General features: G+C 39.6%; 20 protein-coding genes and 1 pseudogene. All 21 read left to right on the top strand.

Annotated elements, in window-relative coordinates:
• Positions 1-194 precede the first annotated feature (194 nt).
• Complete coding sequence (locus DS745_RS05160) at positions 195-1,241, top strand: L-threonylcarbamoyladenylate synthase (protein ID WP_129077220.1); 1,047 nt, start codon at positions 195-197, stop codon at positions 1,239-1,241.
• A gap of 186 nt (positions 1,242-1,427) precedes the next feature.
• Positions 1,428-1,949, top strand: coding sequence for a manganese efflux pump MntP (locus DS745_RS05155; RefSeq protein WP_129077362.1), 522 nt, complete (start codon positions 1,428-1,430; stop codon positions 1,947-1,949).
• A 146-nt stretch (positions 1,950-2,095) separates the two neighbouring features.
• A complete protein-coding gene (locus DS745_RS05150; RefSeq protein WP_129077219.1) occupies positions 2,096-2,740 on the top strand; it encodes a low molecular weight protein arginine phosphatase in 645 nt (214 codons plus the stop codon).
• Positions 2,741-2,775: 35 nt separating this feature from the next.
• Entirely contained in the window at positions 2,776-4,071 is a 1,296-nt protein-coding gene (locus tag DS745_RS05145) for a methyl-accepting chemotaxis protein (RefSeq protein ID WP_129077218.1), read from the top strand.
• A gap of 17 nt (positions 4,072-4,088) precedes the next feature.
• Positions 4,089-4,529, top strand: coding sequence for a ribose 5-phosphate isomerase B (gene rpiB, locus DS745_RS05140; protein WP_129077217.1), 441 nt, complete (start codon positions 4,089-4,091; stop codon positions 4,527-4,529).
• A gap of 62 nt (positions 4,530-4,591) precedes the next feature.
• On the top strand, positions 4,592-5,155 hold the full coding sequence (locus DS745_RS05135; RefSeq protein ID WP_129077216.1) for a TIGR01440 family protein: 564 nt from the start codon (positions 4,592-4,594) through the stop codon (positions 5,153-5,155).
• Between the two features lie 96 nt (positions 5,156-5,251).
• A complete protein-coding gene (gene glyA, locus DS745_RS05130; protein WP_129077215.1) occupies positions 5,252-6,493 on the top strand; it encodes a serine hydroxymethyltransferase in 1,242 nt (413 codons plus the stop codon).
• A 479-nt stretch (positions 6,494-6,972) separates the two neighbouring features.
• Positions 6,973-7,602 carry a uracil phosphoribosyltransferase gene (gene upp, locus DS745_RS05125; protein ID WP_129077214.1) on the top strand — a complete coding sequence of 210 codons (630 nt, stop codon included), beginning with the start codon at positions 6,973-6,975 and terminating at the stop codon, positions 7,600-7,602.
• Positions 7,603-7,723: 121 nt separating this feature from the next.
• Entirely contained in the window at positions 7,724-8,863 is a 1,140-nt protein-coding gene (gene wecB / locus DS745_RS05120; protein ID WP_129077213.1) for a non-hydrolyzing UDP-N-acetylglucosamine 2-epimerase, read from the top strand.
• Positions 8,864-9,096: 233 nt separating this feature from the next.
• Complete coding sequence (locus DS745_RS05115; RefSeq protein WP_129077212.1) at positions 9,097-11,358, top strand: S8 family serine peptidase; 2,262 nt, start codon at positions 9,097-9,099, stop codon at positions 11,356-11,358.
• Between the two features lie 424 nt (positions 11,359-11,782).
• The gene (locus tag DS745_RS05110) at positions 11,783-12,019 is read left to right on the top strand and encodes an AtpZ/AtpI family protein (protein ID WP_129077211.1); all 237 of its coding nucleotides are present in this window, start codon (positions 11,783-11,785) and stop codon (positions 12,017-12,019) included.
• 45 nt (positions 12,020-12,064) lie between these two features.
• Positions 12,065-12,433 (top strand): ATP synthase subunit I, encoded by a 369-nt coding sequence (locus DS745_RS05105; protein ID WP_129077210.1) that lies wholly within the window; start codon positions 12,065-12,067, stop codon positions 12,431-12,433.
• Positions 12,434-12,455: 22 nt separating this feature from the next.
• Complete coding sequence (gene atpB / locus DS745_RS05100) at positions 12,456-13,181, top strand: F0F1 ATP synthase subunit A (RefSeq protein ID WP_129077209.1); 726 nt, start codon at positions 12,456-12,458, stop codon at positions 13,179-13,181.
• A 90-nt stretch (positions 13,182-13,271) separates the two neighbouring features.
• Complete coding sequence (gene atpE, locus DS745_RS05095) at positions 13,272-13,487, top strand: F0F1 ATP synthase subunit C (protein ID WP_129077208.1); 216 nt, start codon at positions 13,272-13,274, stop codon at positions 13,485-13,487.
• Positions 13,488-13,575: 88 nt separating this feature from the next.
• Complete coding sequence (atpF, locus tag DS745_RS05090; RefSeq protein WP_196121196.1) at positions 13,576-14,067, top strand: F0F1 ATP synthase subunit B; 492 nt, start codon at positions 13,576-13,578, stop codon at positions 14,065-14,067.
• Complete coding sequence (locus DS745_RS05085) at positions 14,064-14,618, top strand: F0F1 ATP synthase subunit delta (RefSeq protein ID WP_129077206.1); 555 nt, start codon at positions 14,064-14,066, stop codon at positions 14,616-14,618. The genes atpF and DS745_RS05085 overlap by 4 nt, the downstream gene beginning before the upstream one ends.
• Before the next feature lie 11 nt (positions 14,619-14,629).
• Positions 14,630-16,138, top strand: coding sequence for a F0F1 ATP synthase subunit alpha (gene atpA, locus DS745_RS05080; protein WP_129077205.1), 1,509 nt, complete (start codon positions 14,630-14,632; stop codon positions 16,136-16,138).
• 92 nt (positions 16,139-16,230) lie between these two features.
• Complete coding sequence (locus DS745_RS05075) at positions 16,231-17,088, top strand: F0F1 ATP synthase subunit gamma (protein WP_129077204.1); 858 nt, start codon at positions 16,231-16,233, stop codon at positions 17,086-17,088.
• Positions 17,089-17,114: 26 nt separating this feature from the next.
• On the top strand, positions 17,115-18,527 hold the full coding sequence (gene atpD / locus DS745_RS05070; RefSeq protein ID WP_129077203.1) for a F0F1 ATP synthase subunit beta: 1,413 nt from the start codon (positions 17,115-17,117) through the stop codon (positions 18,525-18,527).
• Between the two features lie 67 nt (positions 18,528-18,594).
• The gene (locus DS745_RS05065) at positions 18,595-18,999 is read left to right on the top strand and encodes a F0F1 ATP synthase subunit epsilon (RefSeq protein WP_129077202.1); all 405 of its coding nucleotides are present in this window, start codon (positions 18,595-18,597) and stop codon (positions 18,997-18,999) included.
• 195 nt (positions 19,000-19,194) lie between these two features.
• Positions 19,195-19,461 (top strand): annotated as a pseudogene (locus DS745_RS05060) (four helix bundle protein); the annotation flags it as partial.
• Between the last annotated feature and the right edge of the window lie 366 nt (positions 19,462-19,827).

The following is a 19,827-nucleotide window of genomic DNA, read 5'->3' as shown; positions in this document are numbered from 1 at the left end:
TTTGTAAACAGCAACTGTGGACAAACTGTCTTGGAGTGAATAAACTGAAGATGAAAAGGTTATCAACAGGTTATCCACAGTTAGTGGATAACTTTTTTTTCGTGTAAAACGGAAGAATTGTTGTGGACAAGTTTATCAAAGCAAAATAATAAGGTAAGATAGAAAATATAATTAAGGTCTAAGGAGTTTTTAACATGGGTTTCATTGAAACGAAAAACTGGATTGTGGATAAAGAGCGTGAAATTGTTCCGCAAATTGAAGAAGCGGCAATGTGGATAAGAGAAAATGAGGTCGTTGCCTTTCCGACTGAAACGGTATATGGTCTGGGGGCAAATGCTTATTCAGAGGAAGCGGTCGCGAAAATCTTCCAAGCAAAAGGAAGACCAAGCGACAATCCGTTAATTGTCCACATTGCGAGCGTAGTTCAATTAGAAAGACTTGTAGACGAAATTCCGCTTCACGCCAAAATACTGATTGATGCATTTTGGCCAGGGCCATTAACATTAGTACTTAACAAGGGAGAGGGAATTGCAGAAAATGTAACAGCTGGGTTATCCACTGTTGCTGTTCGGATGCCTGATCACCCAGTTGCCTTAGCGATCATAAGTGAGGCGGACTTACCGATAGCTGCTCCGAGTGCGAATGTTTCAGGAAAGCCTAGTCCAACATTGGCTGCTCATGTGCTTAGTGATTTAAATGGGAAAATTGCTGGTATTGTTGATGGTGGTCCGACGGGCGTAGGGCTAGAGTCAACCGTGCTTGATTGCACGACAGAGGTACCGATGATTTTACGACCAGGTGGAGTTACTCGTGAACAGCTTGAGAAAGTGATCGGCAATGTGGTTGTAGATCCAGCTCTAGAAGATGATGGACAAGCTCCTAAATCTCCTGGAGTCAAATATAAGCATTATGCCCCGCAGGCAAAATTATTTTTAGTTGATGGAACTGCAGCTTTTTTACAAGAACAGGTGGAAAACGCAAAAGCGGCAGGTAAAAAAGTAGGTGTGCTTACAACAATAGAAGGTGTTCCCAACTATCAAGCTGACGTTGTCTTACCTTCTGGAACGGCAACCGATTTAGCAACAGTTGCTCAGCACTTGTATGAAGTGCTAAGAAAATTTGATGAATACGATCTCGATGTTATTTATAGTGAAACATTTTCAGAGGAAGCTGTCGGAAAAGCCATTATGAATCGCTTAACCAAAGCTGCAGGTGGAGACGTTATTAAAGAACAATTATGAATTGTCAATTGTGAATTATGAATTGAAATGATTTTCTGGGTTATTGCTTCGAAGATAAGGAAAATAATTCATAATTATTAATTCATCATTGAAAATTATAATATTTCCCCTTGGACGTGCATAGGGTAGAGTAGCATGTACTAGGGGGAGATCCTTTTGTTGAATGAACTAATTGCGATTAGTATTATGGCATTTGCCTTAGGTATGGACGCATTCTCCTTGGCCATTGGGATGGGGATGTTGGGACTTCGTTATAAACATATTTTTAAAATTGGTGTGACGATTGGTGCTTTTCATGTCATTATGCCTTTTTTAGGAATTGTCATTGGTAAGTTTTTGTCTCAGTATTTTGGTCTGGTGGCTATCATAATTGGAGGGGTATTGTTAATTATCCTTGGGCTACAAATGTTATACTCGGCTTTATTTTCGGATGATGAAGAAGGAAGAACCCTGCAACCAGTAGGAATTGGTCTAATACTATTTGCGTTAAGTGTTAGTGTTGACAGTTTTTCTGTAGGTTTAAGCCTTGGGATGATTGGTGCGAAAACCGTAATTACTCTATTAAGCTTTGGAATGATGAGTATGGTTTTAGCTTGGCTTGGGCTAATTATTGGAAAAAAGGTTCAAGGATACATAGGGGTTTATGGAGAGATATTAGGTGGTAGTATTTTAGTAGCGTTTGGAATTAAATTATTGTTACCAATTTAGCCATAGTGAAAACGATATTTTATGGTAAACTTATAAATGTTAACAGCACTTCGTTGTTGTTAACATTTTTTCGTACTATAATTTTTAGTAAATCCTTATCGATTTTCTTGAAAATATGATAAATAATGTAGAAGGGAAGTGAGGACATGAGAAATATCCTCTTCGTATGTACAGGTAATACTTGCAGAAGTCCCCTTGCACAAGCTTTATTAAAACAAAAGCGTCCAGATCTTGAAGTGAAATCAGCAGGTGTAAGTGCATTACCAGGGATGAATGCTTCAGAAGGTACGTTAGAGGTTCTACACGAGAAAGGAATTTCTCTAGTACATTCGTCAAGTTTAGTAGATAAAGAAGTCATGGAGTGGGCAGATCTTGTCTTAACGTTAACCGAAAGTCACAAGGCCCTACTTGTTAAACAATTTCCTCTATTTGTCGATAAAATACATACATTGAAAGAGTTTGCTTATGAGAATGATGTGGTAGAAAAGAGACAACTTCTTCAACATCATTATGCCGAGCTTCAACTTAAGCAAGCGCAGTTTCTCCAACAGCATAAAGAAGAGCTAGAACAATTAAATTCGTTACAAGGTGATGCTTCAAAAAGACGTTTAGACGAAATAAGTAAACGTCTACAAGCGATTATTAAAGACGATCGTCTAGCCATTGAGCGCTTAGAACAGCTAATGCCATCGCTAGATATTTCAGATCCATTTGGAGGCTCTGTTGCAATTTATCGAAGGACGGCAAAGGAAATAGAAGAAGCAATTGATAATATGCTTTCAAGACTTTAAAGATTTTTAATTAGGGGAATGTAGGGGGAAGTACCATGAATGAAAAAAAGAAGTACAGGTTTAGTCTTAGAAAAAAGATGGTGATAGGTATATCTGCGGTTGCGGCGGTTACCTATGCAACTAGTGCGTTTTTTATTTTTTATCTAAGTGAAGTTCTTGGTAGTATATTAGGGGTAAATGAAGATATTTTCACTGTTATTACTCTAGTTCTTGGTGTCTTTTGGTGTGCAATTCTTGGCTTTATTGCCGCTGGATTCATTACAAAGCCGTTAACGAGGTTAGAAGAGGCTTCAAGAAAGGTAGCCAACGGAGACATCCGAGTTGATGTGGAAGTGACGAAATCGGACGATGAGATCCGTGCATTAGGACTAGCCTATCAGGACATGGTACAAAATCTGCGCTCAATGGTATCTGACATTGGCACAAACTTTGAATTAACAAATGAGAAAGTAAACGAGATTAAATCTGCATCTCAAGCAGCATCATTGCAAGCACAAAATATTGGACGTACCGTAGACGAAATCGCAGTAGGTGCAGAAAGTTCTGCAACTGCGATACAAGCCACTGCTGAGTCAATGGAGGATGTCTCTGAACTTGCAGATCAAGTGCAAAATCGCGCCAATGTCTCAAAACAACTATCAGTTGAAATGGTTGATACATTAGAAGAGAGCAAACAAGTCATTCACTCGTTAGTTGCTGGAATTAATCAACTAGCGTCAGATAATCAAAATTCCTTAACTGTGGTAAGTCGTCTAGAGGGCCATGCGAAAAAGGTAGGAGAGATTATTTCTCTTGTTGGCGATATTGCTGAGCAAACAAATCTACTTGCGTTGAATGCCTCAATTGAAGCGGCAAGAGCGGGAGAACAAGGCCGAGGATTTGCTGTTGTAGCTGATGAGGTTCGTAAGCTTGCAGATGAAAGCTCAAAGGCTGTTAAAGGAATTTCACAACTGGTGAAAAATATTCAGAATGAAGTATCAAATGTAGTTTCTCAGATTTCAAAGCAAGTAGAAGTCGCGAATAAAGAAGCACAAAAAGGCACGCGTACAAACGAGGCAATTGCTGATATGACAAAATCAGTGAATGAAGTAGCGAAAGCAGTTCAAGATATAACTGAGATTATTGATCGTCAGCTTCAGTCAATTCGTATAACAACAAGGGAGTCTCAAGAAGTGGCCGCTATTGCTGAAGAAACGTCTGCTGGAACAGTGGAAGTATCATCAGCAACTTCAGAACAAGCAGCGGTTATGCAAGAAATTGCCGCTTCTGCGGAAGTCCTGGCAACGCAAGCCACTAAATTGAAAAAAACTATAGGCAAATTTACAACCTAATATTGGAGGATTTACGAATGAAAGTAGCAATCGCTTCAGATCACGGTGGATTAAATATTAAAGCAGAAATCAAAAGTCTTATGGATGAAATGAACATTCAATATGAGGATGTTGGTTGTAATTGTGAGGATTCAGTTGACTATCCTGATTACGCATTACCAGTTGCCGAAAAAGTAGTCAATGGGGAAGTGGACCGTGGAATATTAATTTGCGGAACAGGTATTGGAATGAGTATTGCAGCTAATAAAATTAAAGGGGTTCGTTGTGCACTGGTTCATGACACGTTTAGTGCGAAAGCAACTCGTGAGCATAACGATAGTAATATTTTATCAATGGGCGAAAGAGTCATTGGACCAGGGCTAGCAAGAGAAATTGCAAAAATCTGGTTAGAGACTGAGTTCGAAGGTGGTCGTCATGCCCGCCGTGTTGAAAAAATAACTTTATTAGAAAATAAATAATCAGGACATTTCCATCAGGTACTAGTGCCTGGTGGATATTTTTTAAGAAAGCAGGTGGAAATATGTCTGAGATATTCGAGCAAGTTTCACAAGCGTTAGTCGATTTAGATAGCAAAAAGCGATTAACAGACGAGCATATCTTGGTAATTGGAACAAGTACAAGTGAAGTGATTGGTGAACACATTGGAACCTCTGGAACGAAGGAAGTGGCGGAAGCTATTTTTCAGGGGGTGCAAGAGTTTCAGAAGAGGACTGGCGTCCACCTAGCATTTCAATGCTGCGAGCACTTGAACCGAGCGCTAGTGGTTGAAGACACTACTCGTAAAGTCTATGGCTTGGAACCAGTATCGGTCATTCCTGTTCCCAAAGCTGGTGGCTCAATGGCAGCATTTGCGTATAGCGAGATGAAAAACCCTGTCGTTGTAGAATTTATTAAGGCAGATGCGGGAATTGATATTGGTGATACGTTAATTGGGATGCATTTAAAGCATGTTGCCGTTCCGGTAAGAAGTAAAGTGAGAATGGTCGGTCAAGCTCATCTAACACTAGCTGTCACGAGACCAAAGTTAATTGGTGGCGCGAGAGCAGTGTATGAACTGCAAGCGGAAGAAGGAAACTGTAACTAGAAAACTTTTAAAAAATTAGTATCTACACAATATCCTAATTGTGATAAAATAGTGAACATGTTTTAGTATTTAATGCTTGGAAGGGGTTTTTGTAAAATGGAAAAGCTTAAGCAACAGGATCCAAAACTTTATGAAGCAATGCAAGATGAGTTATCGAGACAACGTGATAAAATTGAATTAATTGCATCAGAGAACTTTGTAAGTGAAGCTGTTATGGAAGCACAAGGCTCAGTCCTAACTAATAAATATGCAGAAGGCTATCCTGGCAAGCGCTATTATGGCGGTTGTGAACATGTGGATGTTGTCGAAGATATTGCAAGAGATCGTGCCAAAGAAATTTTTGGTGCTGAACACGTAAACGTTCAACCACATTCAGGTGCTCAAGCAAATATGGCTGTTTATTTTACAATTTTAAACCATGGGGATACAGTTCTAGGAATGAATTTATCTCATGGTGGTCACCTTACACATGGAAGCCCAGTAAACTTCAGTGGCGTTCAGTACAATTTCGTTGAGTATGGTGTCGATGAAGAAACACAACGCATTAATTACAAAGATGTGGCAGAAAAAGCTAGATTACATAAACCAAAGCTAATTGTTGCGGGTGCAAGTGCATACCCAAGAGCAATTGATTTCAAAAAGTTCCGTGAAATCGCTGATGAAGTTGGCGCGTATTTCATGGTTGACATGGCTCACATTGCTGGACTTGTTGCTGCAGGATTACACGAAAATCCTGTTCCATATGCGGACTTCGTGACAACAACTACGCATAAAACATTACGCGGACCTCGTGGCGGAATGATTTTATGTAAAGAAGAGTGGGCAAAGAAAATTGATAAATCAATTTTCCCAGGAATCCAAGGTGGTCCACTAATGCACGTGATTGCAGCGAAAGCAGTTGCATTTGGTGAAGCACTTCAACCTGAATTCAAGCAGTATGCTGAGCGTGTGAGAGATAATGCGAAGCGCCTAGGTGAAAAACTTGTTGCGGAAGGTATTAACCTTGTATCAGGCGGAACAGATAACCACTTAGTTCTTTTAGATCTACGTAGCCTTGACATGACTGGAAAAGTTGCAGAGCATGCCCTTGATGAGATCGGCATTACAACGAATAAAAACACAATTCCATTTGATCCACAAAGTCCATTCGTAACAAGTGGTATCCGTATTGGTACGGCTGCAGTTACTTCGCGTGGACTAGGTCTTGAAGATATGGATGAAATCGGTGAGATCATTGCTTCGACTCTAAAGAATATCGAGAACGAAGAAAAACTTGCTGAAGCTAGAGAGCGTGTTGCAGCACTAATGAACAAATATCCAATGTATGAGAATTTATAAGAGATAAAAGGGAAGCTCGGGGTATGGTCCTCGGGCTTTTTTTGTGTGTGGTTAGGTGTTGTGGGTACAGAAAACATGTTCATCTGTCTAGGCTGACCTTTGTAAGAAGTGAAGCGGACCGAGAGGACGTTATTTTGCAAAAAAAGGGCAAAATGAGAGTTTCGCGGTCACAGGGGCCCCTATTTGCAAGATAAACAGCGGAAAAGCGGGATTTTTGGTCAAATAGTGCCCTTTCAGTCCGCGAAATTTCAAAAAGCGAAGAAAAAGGTGAAATAAGGTCATTTGAGTCCGCATGAGTGAGTCCGAGACCTCTGCTCAACCGAACTCGACACAATATCTCCACGTGATCTTCCACATTCTCCATATTTATCCTTGAAGTCGACAGATTTTTTATGTAAAATCTTCAAGGAACAAAAAAGAGTTTACGTGGTATATTAACATATAGTACATAAACCTCAAGTATAGGAGCGGATAAACATATGAGTAAAGTATTTGTATTTGACCACCCATTAATTCAGCACAAATTAACGTACATTCGAGATAAAAGTACTGGGACCAAAGAGTTTCGTGAGCTAGTTGACGAAGTTGCGGCACTAATGGCTTTTGAGATTACTCGAGATCTTCCACTTAAAGAGGTAACTGTGGAAACGCCTGTAGGTCCTGCGAAATCGAAAACGATTGCTGGTAAAAAACTTGGACTAGTTCCAATTTTACGTGCAGGTTTAGGAATGGTAGACGGTATTTTAAAGCTAATTCCAGCAGCAAAAGTTGGACATGTTGGTCTTTATCGTGATCCTGAGACGCTTCAACCAGTTGAATACTATGTTAAGCTTCCAACAGACGTTGAAGAGCGTGAGTTTATCGTCATTGACCCAATGCTTGCAACAGGTGGTTCAGCTGTAGAAGCGATTAACTCGCTAAAAAAACGTGGTGCGAAAAACATTAAACTAATGTGCTTAATCGCTGCACCAGAAGGCGTTGAGTTTGTTCAAAACGCTCATCCTGATGTGGATATTTATCTTGCAGCATTAGATGAAAAATTAAATGAAAAAGGCTATATTGTACCAGGCTTAGGAGATGCTGGTGACCGCTTGTTTGGAACGAAATAAAATCAATTATGAATTGTGAATTAAGAATTATGAATTGGTGTGGGTTAGGGCTACGAAGCTTCGCCCTCACTAATTCAAAATTGACAATTGATCATTCATAATTGTAAAAAGGGGTTTACGCATGGATCAGAAAATTAAAGTTATGACGATTTTTGGTACTCGTCCTGAGGCTATCAAAATGTGTCCTTTAGTATTGGAACTTGAAAAATATGAACAAATCGAATCGATTGTGACTGTGACAGGCCAACACCGTGAAATGCTAGATCAAGTTTTATCAATCTTTAACGTCAAACCAGACTATGACTTAAACATTATGAAGGCGAGACAAACGCTTGTAGATGTGACGGTAAACGTACTGCAAGGGTTAGACCAGATCATGAAAGATGTGAAACCAGATTTGGTTCTAGTTCATGGTGATACATCAACTACGTTTGTAGCAAGTTTGGCTGCTTATTATAATCAAATTGCAGTAGGACATGTTGAAGCAGGACTTCGTACGTGGAATAAATACTCACCATACCCTGAAGAGATGAATCGTCAGTTAACGGGTGTAATAGCAGACCTACATTTTGCACCGACATCAAAATCAGCAGATAACCTTCGCGCTGAGAATAAACATGAAGAAGCCATCTACATAACAGGGAATACTGCGATCGATGCGTTAAAAACAACGGTTTCTGAAGAGTATCATCATGAAGTGTTAGCTAATCTTGGTGCAGACCGACTGTTATTATTAACTGCTCACCGTCGTGAAAATTTAGGCGAGCCAATGCGAAATATGTTCCGGGCAATTAAGCGATTAGTCAATGAGCATGACGATTTACAAGTCGTTTACCCAGTCCATTTAAATCCAGTTGTTCGCGAGATTGCTGATGAAGTACTCGGGAACGACCCGCGCATTCAGCTAATTGAACCATTAGGTGTTTTAGATTTCCATAACTTTGCTTCTAGAGCCCACATCATTCTTACGGACTCAGGGGGTGTTCAAGAAGAAGCACCTTCACTAGGTGTTCCAGTCCTTGTTCTTCGTGACACAACTGAGCGACCTGAAGGAATTGAAGCTGGAACATTAAAGCTTGCTGGTACAGATGAGGAAACAATTTACGGCCTTGCAAAGCAACTGTTAACAGATGAAGAAGCCTATAAAAAAATGTCAAAAGCCTCAAATCCATATGGTGACGGCTTTGCTTCTAAACGTATTGTTGAGGCAATTCTCCACCACTTTGGAACAGGTACTAGACCGGAACCTTTTAAAATGTAAATTAAGAATTAAGAATTAAGAATTATGAATTAAGAATTATGAATTATGAATTATGAATTATGAATTATGAATGCCCTAAGATCTCCCTTCGGAGCGTTTTCTGAACAATTCTTAATTCTACATTCTGACATTTTTCATTGAACAAAAAACATGCGGACAATGCCCGCATGTTTTTTGTTATATTGTGGTACTCTAAAAAATGCTAATTAGATAGGGAGGGATTGCAGACACGAATGAGAAAACTTAGGATAATGTTACTTACAGTTATTTTTACAGCAAGCTGTTTATCAACGAGTTTTGCGGCAACTTTTCCAGAACGCCCTCCACACCAAAAAAGTAAAGATGATGGCAATACTGTTGTGATGGTAGAGGTTGATGGAGATCCCGAAGATATATTTTCAAAGATTGAACGTGAAATCCCTCATTCCCAATTACGAAAAATGTATAAGACGTTATACTCAGGCTTTTCACTACAGCTGAAAAAAAGTGATCTAGCCACTCTAGAGGGGATTGCGGGGATCACCCGAGTGGATCCGTTAAGAGAATATACAGCCACATTGGATGAAAGTGTTCCGTTTATCGGCGGTGATCATATCCGTGGCAAGTTGGATGAGAAGGGGCAACGTTTAACGGGAAAAGGTATTAAGATAGCAGTTATTGATACTGGGATTGACTATGCTCATCCAGATCTGAAGAAAAACTACAAAGGTGGCTATGACGTCATTGACCAAGACGGAGATCCTTTAGAAACTCAAAAAGAACAAGGTCTTCCGACGATCCATGGAACACATGTCGCTGGAATTATTGCAGCGAACGGAAAAATAAAGGGAGTTGCTCCTGAAGCTGAGATCTATGCGTATCGTGCTTTAGGTCCGGGTGGAAAAGGAACGACAGAACAAGTCATTGAGGCCATTGAAAAAGCAGTTGAAGATGGTGTAGATATAATTAACTTATCATTGGGTAATACTGTAAACGGCCCAGACTGGCCAACGAGTGTTGCTCTTGATAAAGCTGTTGATGAAGGAATTATTTGTGTGACATCTAACGGTAATAGTGGTCCAAACATGTGGACAGTCGGTTCTCCTGGCACTTCTGTCAAGGCAATCTCAGTCGGAGCATCTACTCCGCCACTAAAAGTGCCTTATTTAACGTTTGAAAGTGATGACAGAGAAATCGCTCTTCATCCGATGGTCGGTTCAAGGCCTTGGACATTTAAGCGCGATTACAAAATTAAAGAAGTGGGCCTTGGTCGAGTCGAGGAAATGGAAGATGTGAAAAACAAACTTGTACTAGTAAAAAGAGGCGTCATACCATTTGGTGAAAAAGCAAAAATTGCTCAACAAGCTGGGGCAATTGGCGTCATTATTTATAACAACACACCAGGTGAATTTATGGGTTCACTGGAAACACAGATCGATATACCGGTCATTTCAATTTCCAAAGAGGACGGAGAATGGTTAAAAGACAAACTTGATCTGAAATCCAAAAATTATCTTCGAACGATTTATCGAAAAGAACAAGATCAAATTGCTTCGTTTAGTTCTAGAGGTCCTGTTACTCATAACTGGGTAGTGAAACCGGATGTTGTCGCTCCGGGAGTTTCTATTGAAAGTACAATTCCGAACGGCTATTTAGGATTAAATGGAACGAGTATGGCGGCGCCGCATGTTGCGGGACTTGCAGCACTCGTGAAGCAAGCGCATCCGGATTGGACGCCAGAAGAAATTAAAGCTGCAATCATGAATTCGGCTAAACCAATACACGATAAAGAAGGTAAACCATATTCCCCGCATGAACAAGGGACGGGTCGAATTCAAGTTGAGAAAGCAGTCCAAGCGGAAACACTTATCTATCCAGGAACTGTAGGGTTCGGGAAATGGACTAGAGAGCAATCAAGGCATCAAAAAGAGGTTGAACTAACCATTAAGAATACCTCTGACAAGAAAAGAACCTACCATGTCAAACCACCGTTTGTCGTTCCTGATGGCGTACAGTGGAAGGTGCCATTCTCGATTATCTTAGGTCCTGGTGAAGAAACAAAGGTACCCATTACGATTGATATTTTACCTGGAGTATTTCAATCTGGAATTCACTATGGTGAATTTATCGTAGAGGGTGGAAGAGAACCTGTTCGTGTACCTTTTATGTTTTTTATTGAAGAGCCAAATTATCCTAGACTCATGGCCTTTTCCTTTGAATTTGGAGATGAAAAAGGTCAGTACCGCTATGAAATGTACTTACCAGGCGGTGCTGAGGAAGTAGGAATTGCTTTATATGATCCTGATACATTCCAATTTGTTACGTACTTAGATGTGAGAGAAAATGTCGACCGTGGCTTACTAGAAGTAGAATTAGAAGATGTTGATCTGACTGAAGGAATTTATAAAACACTTGTCTATGCAAAAAAAGAAGGAAAAGAAGATTTAATTGAGACAATGATTTATATCGGTGAGACAACAGAGAAGGTAACAGGACATACCATTCTTATTAAATAGAAATAGGTAGAATGCAATTTATCTATTTGCATTCTACCTTACATAAACTTATTATGGTAATAACATGTAAAATAGTGAACAAATTATGTCCGTTTGTAATAGCAATTTGTGACAAATAAGGACTTCGTTCACCAATTCGCCTTTTATTAAAAGGGTTTAAGCACTGTGGAAGTGTTGTTAACTTAATTATTTTTATTGTGAAAATTCGTTGACAGATGAAGTACCCTATTGTACGATTACAAAGGGTAATAATGATAGGGTTTACATCCTTGAAACTACTAGGAAGCGTATTCGCTTGTTGCATAACAGAACCAATTATGAGTTTTGAATTTTGAATTGCTAAGACAGGTTTGCTTTGAAATTAAGCGTTCATTTATTCACAATTAACAATTCAAAATTCACAATTGAAAAGAGGGTGTTTAAGATGGATGATCCTAAACGCTTTAAACAAACAATGCGAACGTTAGCGCTGATGTCTACGATCAGTTCCTACTTACTAGGTTCAATTCTAGTAGGTGTTTTTGGTGGTAGATGGCTAGATAGTTACTTTGGAACCAATTCATTATTTCTGATTATAGGTCTATTCCTTGGCCTTGGCACTGGCTCCTACGGGGTCATAGTGGTTATCAAACACTTTTTACGTGATCAAGACCAAAGATAGAGAAAGAAAAATGTACATGCATTTTTCTAAGGAGAAGATCGGTAAATGGGAGACTACATTGCGTTAACGAAGCGCTATACGTTATACACAGTTATTATTATGAGTCTTTTTCTTGTCTTAGCTCTTGTAACCCCATACCAACCAATATTCCTTGGACTATTATTGGGTTCTATTATAAGCCTAAGTAATTTGTGGAGTACATATTTTCAAGTGAAAAGACTAGGTGAGTCGGTGGAAGCCGGACGAGCCAAATTTTCTCTAGGAACACTTTTTCGTATAGCCTTAGTCTTAGGCGCTGTGTATATTGCATATCAATACCCCGACAACTTCCACTTTATTAGTGTGGTCATAGGTTTAATGCTAACCTATATCATCATATTTATTAATTCTATTTTTCAACTAAAACGTCTATAGTCAGAAAAGAGGTGAAAATGAATTGGAAACAATATCTCCAGTAAGGTATTTTCTAGGTCAACCGGTGAATATGTCTAGTATTTTAATGACAACTGTAGCCGCAGCAATCGTCTTTTTCGTTTGTTTTTTTATGTCTAGAAGAATCCAAATGAAACCAACAGGTGCCCAAAATGCTCTAGAATGGCTTGTTGATTTCGTCAAGAACATCATCAACAGTAACATGGATTGGAAAGTCGGCAAAAACTTCGTCATGCTTGGGATTACTATTCTCTTATACGTATTCGTTTCAAATATGTTAGGAGTTCCATTTGAGATTAAGTCAAAAATTGCGGATGGTGTTTATGAAGTATGGTGGAAATCACCAACATCTGATCCATTATTAACTCTATCTCTAGCAGCAATGGTTATTTTATTAACACACTATTATGGAATTAAGATTAAAGGTTTCAAGGAATACGGAAAAGATTACTTCCGTCCAGTTCCATTCTTATTCCCGTTTAAAATTGTTGAGGATTTTTCCAACACATTAACGCTTGGAATGCGTCTTTTCGGTAACATCTATGCGAAAGAAGTATTAATGGTCATGCTTGTTACCTTAGGAAAATCGACATTATTCTTAGCCGTAGGGGTGGCACTACCACTTTTAGTTTGGCAAGCATTTAGTATATTCATCGGATCACTACAAGCATTCATCTTCTGTATGCTAACGATGGTATATATGTCTCACAAAGTTAGTGAAGATCACTAATCATTACATTGTTTATCAATTTGTCCTGAAAATTTAGGGCGTAAAAATAATAAAAAACATATTTCTTATATCTCAAAGGAGGATTTTTTCATGGTATTTTTAGCAGCGGCAATCGTAGCAGGTTTAGCAGCAATCGCAGGAGCATTCGGGGTAGCAATGATCGTACGTGCTACTTTAGAGGGAGTAACTCGTCAACCTGAGCTTAAAGGTTCTTTACAAACAATCATGTTCATCGGGGTACCACTTGCAGAGGCACTTCCAATCCTTGGTATCGTTATCGCATTCTTAATCTTAGGTAACGCTTAATTTCGGATTTATTAGATAATGGCGGAGAACGTATTTCACACAATCTTCGCCATTCCTTATGTAAGACTTGATGAAGGAGGAGAATGTTTTGTTTGAAAATATAGCTTGGTTAAATGCAGCATATCAATTAGTAGTATTCTTTGTTCTCCTTGTATTGCTGAAAAAATTTGCTTTTGGTCCGATTATCGGAATGATGCAAAAGCGTGAAGAGCATATCGCAAATCAAATTACTTCTGCTGAGAAAAATCGCGAAGAAGCAGAAAAATACTTAGTAGAGCAACGCGAAGCTATTCAAACAGCACGCGCTGAAGCTCAAAGTATTTTAGCTAACGCAAAGAAAATCTCTGAGCAACAAACAGAAGAAGCAATAAAATCAGCGAAAGCAGAAGCTGAGAGAATGAAGGATATCGCTTTAGCGGAAATCAAACGAGAAAAAGAACAAGCAGTTTCAGCTTTACGTGAACAAGTAGCAACACTTTCAGTATTAGTTGCAACAAAAGTGATTGAAAAGGAACTTGACGAGAAAGCTCAATCGAAGCTTATCGAAGACTACCTTAAAGAAGTAGGCGAAGACCTATGAAACAAGACCACGTTGCAAAACGTTACGCAATCGCAGTATTTGAACTAGCAAAAGAGCAAAATTCAGTAGCTCAAATATCAGAAGAGTTAAAGGTTGTTAGTGAAGTCGTTGAAAATACAAACCTATTTGAAACGTTCTTCAAGCATCCGAAAGTTTCTGCAGCTCAAAAGAAGGATCTTGTTAAAGCAAGCTTTCACGGGAAAATTAGTGATACATTGTTAAATACATTATTCCTACTCATAGATAAAAAGCGTGAGGGGATTCTTTTTAAAATGGTAGAAGAATTTCTTAAGCTTACAAACGAAGAGCAAGGAATTGCTGAAGCAAAAGTTTACACGGCAAAGCCACTTACTGATGCAGAGAAAATTGCCTTTGAAGCAACGTTCTCAAAAGTAGCTGGCAAAGCAAAACTAACCATTAATAATATCGTTGATCCTGAGTTAATCGGCGGCTTTAAAGTCCGCATTGGTGATCGCATTTATGATGGCAGTGTGTTAAGCCAACTTAGACGTATTGAACGTCGCATGATTTCTGGAAACGTTAGTAGATAGGGGTGAAGGATATGAGCATCAAAGCTGATGAAATTAGCTTACTAATAAAAAAGCAAATTGAGGACTATCAGTCTGAAGTTGAAATTAATGATGTGGGTACCGTTATCCAAGTTGGGGATGGTATCGCACTTGCACACGGTTTAGAAAACGTAATGGCTGGAGAGCTTCTTGAGTTTTCTAACGGTGTAATGGGTATGGCTCAAAACCTAGAGGAAAATGCTGTAGGTATTATTATTCTTGGACCTTACACAGATATTCGTGAAGGTGATGAAGTAAAAAGAACTGGCCGTATCATGGAGGTTCCTGTAGGTGATGCACTTCTTGGTCGTGTAGTTAACTCGTTAGGTCAACCAGTCGATGGTTTAGGACCAATCGCAACTACTGAAAGTCGTCCAATTGAATATGCAGCTCCTGGAGTTATGGATCGTAAATCAGTTCATGAGCCACTACAAACTGGTATTAAAGCAATTGACTCTTTAATTCCAATCGGTCGTGGTCAACGTGAGTTAATTATCGGTGACCGTCAAACAGGTAAAACTGCAATTGCAATCGACACAATCATTAACCAAAAGAACGAAAACATGATTTGTATCTACGTTGCAATTGGACAAAAAGAATCTACAGTTGCAGGTGTTGTTGAAACTCTTCGTCAACAAGGTGCATTAGATTATACAATCGTTGTTACAGCGAGTGCGTCTCAACCAGCTCCATTATTATTCTTAGCTCCTTATGCTGGGGTAACTATGGGTGAGCACTTCATGTACCAAGGTAAGCACGTTTTAGTTATCTATGATGATTTAACAAAACAAGCATCTGCTTACCGTGAGCTTTCTTTATTACTTCGTCGTCCTCCAGGTCGTGAAGCATATCCAGGGGATGTTTTCTACTTACACTCACGCTTACTTGAGCGTGCAGCTAAGTTAAGCGATGCAAAAGGTGGCGGTTCATTAACTGCATTACCATTCATCGAAACACAAGCAGGTGACGTATCTGCTTATATTCCAACAAACGTTATCTCCATCACAGATGGACAAATCTTCTTACAATCAGACCTTTTCTTCTCAGGGGTACGTCCAGCGGTTAACGCAGGTCTTTCAGTATCTCGTGTAGGGGGTTCTGCACAAATCAATGCAATGAAAAAAGTTGCTGGTACACTTCGTCTTGACTTAGCATCTTACCGTGAGTTAGAAGCGTTCGCACAGTTCGGTTCTGACCTTGATAAAGCAACTCAAGCGAAACTTAACCGTGGTGCACGTACAGTAGAAGTATTAAAGCAAGGCTTACATGAGCCATTAGCTGTTGAAAAACAAGTACTTATTCTGTTTACGTTAACAAAAGGCTTCTTAGATGACATCGCAGTTGAAGATGTGAAACGTTTTGAAGAAGAGTTATATGTACACTTCGATCACAACAACAAAAATCTTTTAGACCAAATCCGTTCAACTGGTAAACTGCCTGACGAAAATGAACTGAAGGCTGCAATTCAAGCATTTAAGAAAAACTTCGTAAGTTCAAAGTAATAAGGTAGTTCAAAAAGGAGGATGACAAGTCCGACTTTTTGAACATCAGTTTTGATGGTAAACCAGTTTAGCAAAAAGGTGGTGAACGGAACATGGCTTCTTTAAGAGATATTAAAAATAGAATTAATTCAACAAAGAAGACGAAGCAAATCACAAAGGCGATGCAAATGGTGTCTGCAGCTAAGCTTAACAAAGCGCAGATGAAGGCCCAAAACTTCCAGCCTTATACTGATAAAATTCGTGATGTAGTTGTCTCTATTGCTGGTGGCAATAGTGAAAGTACTCATCCGATGCTAGAGTCTCGTCCTGTTAAGAAAACAGGCTATATCGTAATCACGTCTGATCGCGGTTTAGCAGGTGCTTACAACAGTTCAATTTTACGTGCGGTAATGAACACGATCAAAGAGCGTCATAAATCAACAGACGAATACGGTATTATCGTAATGGGTCGTATTGGTCGCGACTTTTTCAAAAAGCGTCAAATGCCAATCATCCAAGAAATCGTTGGTTTATCTGATAGCCCAACGTTTGCTGATATAAAAAATATCGCAGCGACAACAGTACAGATGTTTACAGATGAAATCTTTGATGAGTTGTATGTTTACTACAATCATTTTGTCAGCCCAATCAAACAAGATGTAACAGAAACAAAGCTGTTACCGTTAACTGAGCTTACTAGTGATGCAGCAACTCCAGAATATATATATGAACCAAATGAAGAGGTTATCCTTGAGCAGCTTTTACCACATTATGCTGAAAGCTTAATCTTTGGTGCCCTTCTTGATGCAAAAGCAAGTGAATTCGGTTCAAGGATGACGGCGATGAGCTCGGCGACAGACAATGCTGGTGCCCTTATCGACGATCTTACACTTACGTATAACCGTGCACGACAAGCTGCAATCACACAAGAGATTACAGAGATTGTTGGTGGAGCGGCAGCTCTTGAATAACTCTCGGAAGTTAGGAGGAAAAATTAATGAACAAAGGACGCGTAACTCAAGTTATGGGACCTGTAGTTGACGTAAAGTTCAACCGCGGTGAACTACCTGAGATATATAACGCTTTAAAAATCTCTCACAAAGCACAACATGCTGGTGAAGTAGATATCGAGTTAACATTAGAAGTTGCTCTTCACTTAGGTGACGACTCAGTTCGTACAATTGCAATGGCTTCTACAGACGGTGTTGTTCGTGGATTAGAAGTTGTTGATACTGGCGCAGCTATTTCCGTACCAGTAGGTGAAGTAACATTAGGACGCGTATTTAACGTATTAGGGGAAAATATCGACTTAGATGAGCCAGTACCGGCTGATGTAAGAAGAGACCCAATTCATAGATCTGCACCTAAATATGAAGAACTATCTACAAAAACTGAAATTCTTGAAACAGGAATTAAAGTAGTAGACTTACTAGCTCCTTACATCAAGGGTGGTAAGATCGGTTTATTCGGTGGTGCCGGTGTAGGTAAAACAGTATTAATCCAGGAATTAATCAACAACATCGCTCAAGAGCACGGTGGTATCTCTGTATTCGCCGGTGTAGGTGAGCGTACTCGTGAAGGAAATGACCTTTTCCACGAGATGAGTGATTCTGGAGTTATCAAGAAAACAGCGATGGTATTCGGTCAGATGAACGAGCCACCTGGAGCACGTATGCGTGTTGCTCTTACAGGTCTTACAATGGCAGAATACTTCCGTGATGACCAAGGTGCGGACGTATTATTATTCGTAGATAACATCTTCCGCTTTACACAAGCAGGTTCTGAGGTTTCAGCCCTTCTTGGACGTATGCCTTCAGCGGTAGGTTATCAGCCAACACTAGCAACAGAGATGGGTCAGCTTCAAGAGCGTATCACATCGACAAAAACAGGTTCTGTAACATCGATCCAAGCGATCTATGTACCTGCCGATGACTATACGGATCCAGCTCCTGCTACAGCATTCGCTCACTTAGATGCAACTACTAACCTTGAGCGTAAGCTTTCTGAGATGGGTATTTACCCTGCGGTAGACCCACTTGCATCGACTTCAAGAGCATTAGCTCCTGAAATCGTAGGTAAAGAACACTATGAAGTAGCTCGTCGTGTACAGCAAACACTTCAAAAATATAAAGAGTTACAAGATATCATTGCAATCCTTGGTATGGATGAGTTATCTGAAGATGACAAGCTAGTAGTACACCGTGCTCGTCGTATTCAATTCTTCTTATCACAAAACTTCCACGTTGCTGAGCAGTTCACTGGACAACCAGGATCATACGTACCAGTTAAAGAAACAATCAAAGGTTTCGGTGAAATCCTTGATGGTAAGTATGACGATCTTCCAGAAGACGCATTCCGTCTTGTTGGACGTATCGAAGAAGTTGTTGAAAAAGCGAAGCAAATGGCATAAACAAGTCTCCACTCGAGTCGCCATCACCTTTGATGGCGGCGCCAAGAGTGCTTAAGGAGGGTTTTTCATGAAGACAATGAATGTCAGTGTTGTAACCCCTGATGGTAAAGTATTCGATGGAGACGTTGAAATGGTAAGCGTGAAAACAATTAATGGCGGACTTGGTATTCTACCAAACCATATCCCTTTAGTTACTCCTTTAACCATTGGAGCGGTTCGAATTAAAAAAGATTCTGAAATCACACTTGTAGCGATCACTGGCGGAATTATGGAAGTACGCGGCGATCAAGTAAGTATCTTAGCAGAATCAGCTGAATTGCCATCAGATATCGACATCTCCCGTGCTCGCGCTGCTAAAGAACGAGCAGAGCGTCGTATGGAAAAAGCAAAACAAGATGACATCGACTTCAAACGTGCAGAGAACGCACTTAAACGCGCGATTAATCGTTTGAACGTTGCAGAAAGAAAATAAAAAGCTTGAGGAGAAAATCCTCAAGCTTTTTATTTTCTTTCTTTAATGTAGGATGTAGAATCATTTGTGGGTTTTGCTTTGAAGGTCCAATGTCCCACCTAGTTAGGAGGTGAAAGGAATGAGTGAAAATATAATAAAGGACAAGTCATTTCATTTTTCACTATGTATAATTAACACTTAGTTAGTGAGAAAAAAGAATATGTTATGTCAAAACAGATATTACGTTCTGGTACAAGTATTGGTGCAAACATAGCAGAAGCAACGGTTGCACAATCAAAAAGAGATTTTATCTACAAGTTAAATATCTCCCTAAAAGAAGTTTCCGAGACTTTATATTGGCTTGAACTTCTCCGAATATCCGAATATATTAACAATGAACAGGGTCAAGAACTACTAAGCAAATGCCTCGAACTCAAAAAGATCCTAACAACTATCATTAAAACCTCAGAAAACAACTTATAAGCTAACAACCATTTTCAAGGTATCAAAGCCAACCAACACCTACCTACACCTAAAACTATCACACCCAACCAACTCTACTAACCCTGTTCATTGCATTCTACATTCAGCTCACTCTCCGCTCGGTTTGGGCACGATAGGATCTCTTGCGTTACCTTTTCTTTCACTCTCCGCTCGGTTTGGGTACGATAGGACCTCTTGCGTTACCTTTTCTTTCACTCTCCGCTCGGTTTGGGCACGATTGAATATAGACTATAAAGTGGACACGATATGGAGAGACTTGTAACACAAGTTTACAGAGCGGAGCGTGTCACTATGCGTAGATCTTACGATCAGGAATTTAAAGAGTATATTGCAAAGTTAGTAGTA

It is taken from the genome of Anaerobacillus alkaliphilus, from assembly GCF_004116265.1.
GTDB lineage: Bacteria > Bacillota > Bacilli > Bacillales > Anaerobacillaceae > Anaerobacillus > Anaerobacillus alkaliphilus.
This window is presented reverse-complemented; position numbering and strand designations above follow the sequence as displayed.

Excerpts from the sequence above, each read along its gene's own strand:
- atpD (WP_129077203.1), top strand. The coding sequence starts at position 17,115 with ATGAACAAAGGACGCGTAACTCAAGTTATGGGACCTGTAGTTGACGTA.
- DS745_RS05145 (WP_129077218.1), top strand. The coding sequence starts at position 2,776 with ATGAATGAAAAAAAGAAGTACAGGTTTAGTCTTAGAAAAAAGATGGTG.
- DS745_RS05155 (WP_129077362.1), top strand. The coding sequence starts at position 1,428 with ATGGCATTTGCCTTAGGTATGGACGCATTCTCCTTGGCCATTGGGATG.
- DS745_RS05105 (WP_129077210.1), top strand. The coding sequence starts at position 12,065 with ATGGGAGACTACATTGCGTTAACGAAGCGCTATACGTTATACACAGTT.
- upp (WP_129077214.1), top strand. The coding sequence starts at position 6,973 with ATGAGTAAAGTATTTGTATTTGACCACCCATTAATTCAGCACAAATTA.
- DS745_RS05115 (WP_129077212.1), top strand. The coding sequence starts at position 9,097 with ATGAGAAAACTTAGGATAATGTTACTTACAGTTATTTTTACAGCAAGC.
- DS745_RS05150 (WP_129077219.1), top strand. The coding sequence starts at position 2,096 with ATGAGAAATATCCTCTTCGTATGTACAGGTAATACTTGCAGAAGTCCC.
- DS745_RS05065 (WP_129077202.1), top strand. The coding sequence starts at position 18,595 with ATGAAGACAATGAATGTCAGTGTTGTAACCCCTGATGGTAAAGTATTC.
- DS745_RS05135 (WP_129077216.1), top strand. The coding sequence starts at position 4,592 with ATGTCTGAGATATTCGAGCAAGTTTCACAAGCGTTAGTCGATTTAGAT.
- DS745_RS05085 (WP_129077206.1), top strand. The coding sequence starts at position 14,064 with ATGAAACAAGACCACGTTGCAAAACGTTACGCAATCGCAGTATTTGAA.
- wecB (WP_129077213.1), top strand. The coding sequence starts at position 7,724 with ATGGATCAGAAAATTAAAGTTATGACGATTTTTGGTACTCGTCCTGAG.
- rpiB (WP_129077217.1), top strand. The coding sequence starts at position 4,089 with ATGAAAGTAGCAATCGCTTCAGATCACGGTGGATTAAATATTAAAGCA.
- DS745_RS05110 (WP_129077211.1), top strand. The coding sequence starts at position 11,783 with ATGGATGATCCTAAACGCTTTAAACAAACAATGCGAACGTTAGCGCTG.
- DS745_RS05075 (WP_129077204.1), top strand. The coding sequence starts at position 16,231 with ATGGCTTCTTTAAGAGATATTAAAAATAGAATTAATTCAACAAAGAAG.
- atpE (WP_129077208.1), top strand. The coding sequence starts at position 13,272 with ATGGTATTTTTAGCAGCGGCAATCGTAGCAGGTTTAGCAGCAATCGCA.
- DS745_RS05160 (WP_129077220.1), top strand. The coding sequence starts at position 195 with ATGGGTTTCATTGAAACGAAAAACTGGATTGTGGATAAAGAGCGTGAA.
- glyA (WP_129077215.1), top strand. The coding sequence starts at position 5,252 with ATGGAAAAGCTTAAGCAACAGGATCCAAAACTTTATGAAGCAATGCAA.
- atpA (WP_129077205.1), top strand. The coding sequence starts at position 14,630 with ATGAGCATCAAAGCTGATGAAATTAGCTTACTAATAAAAAAGCAAATT.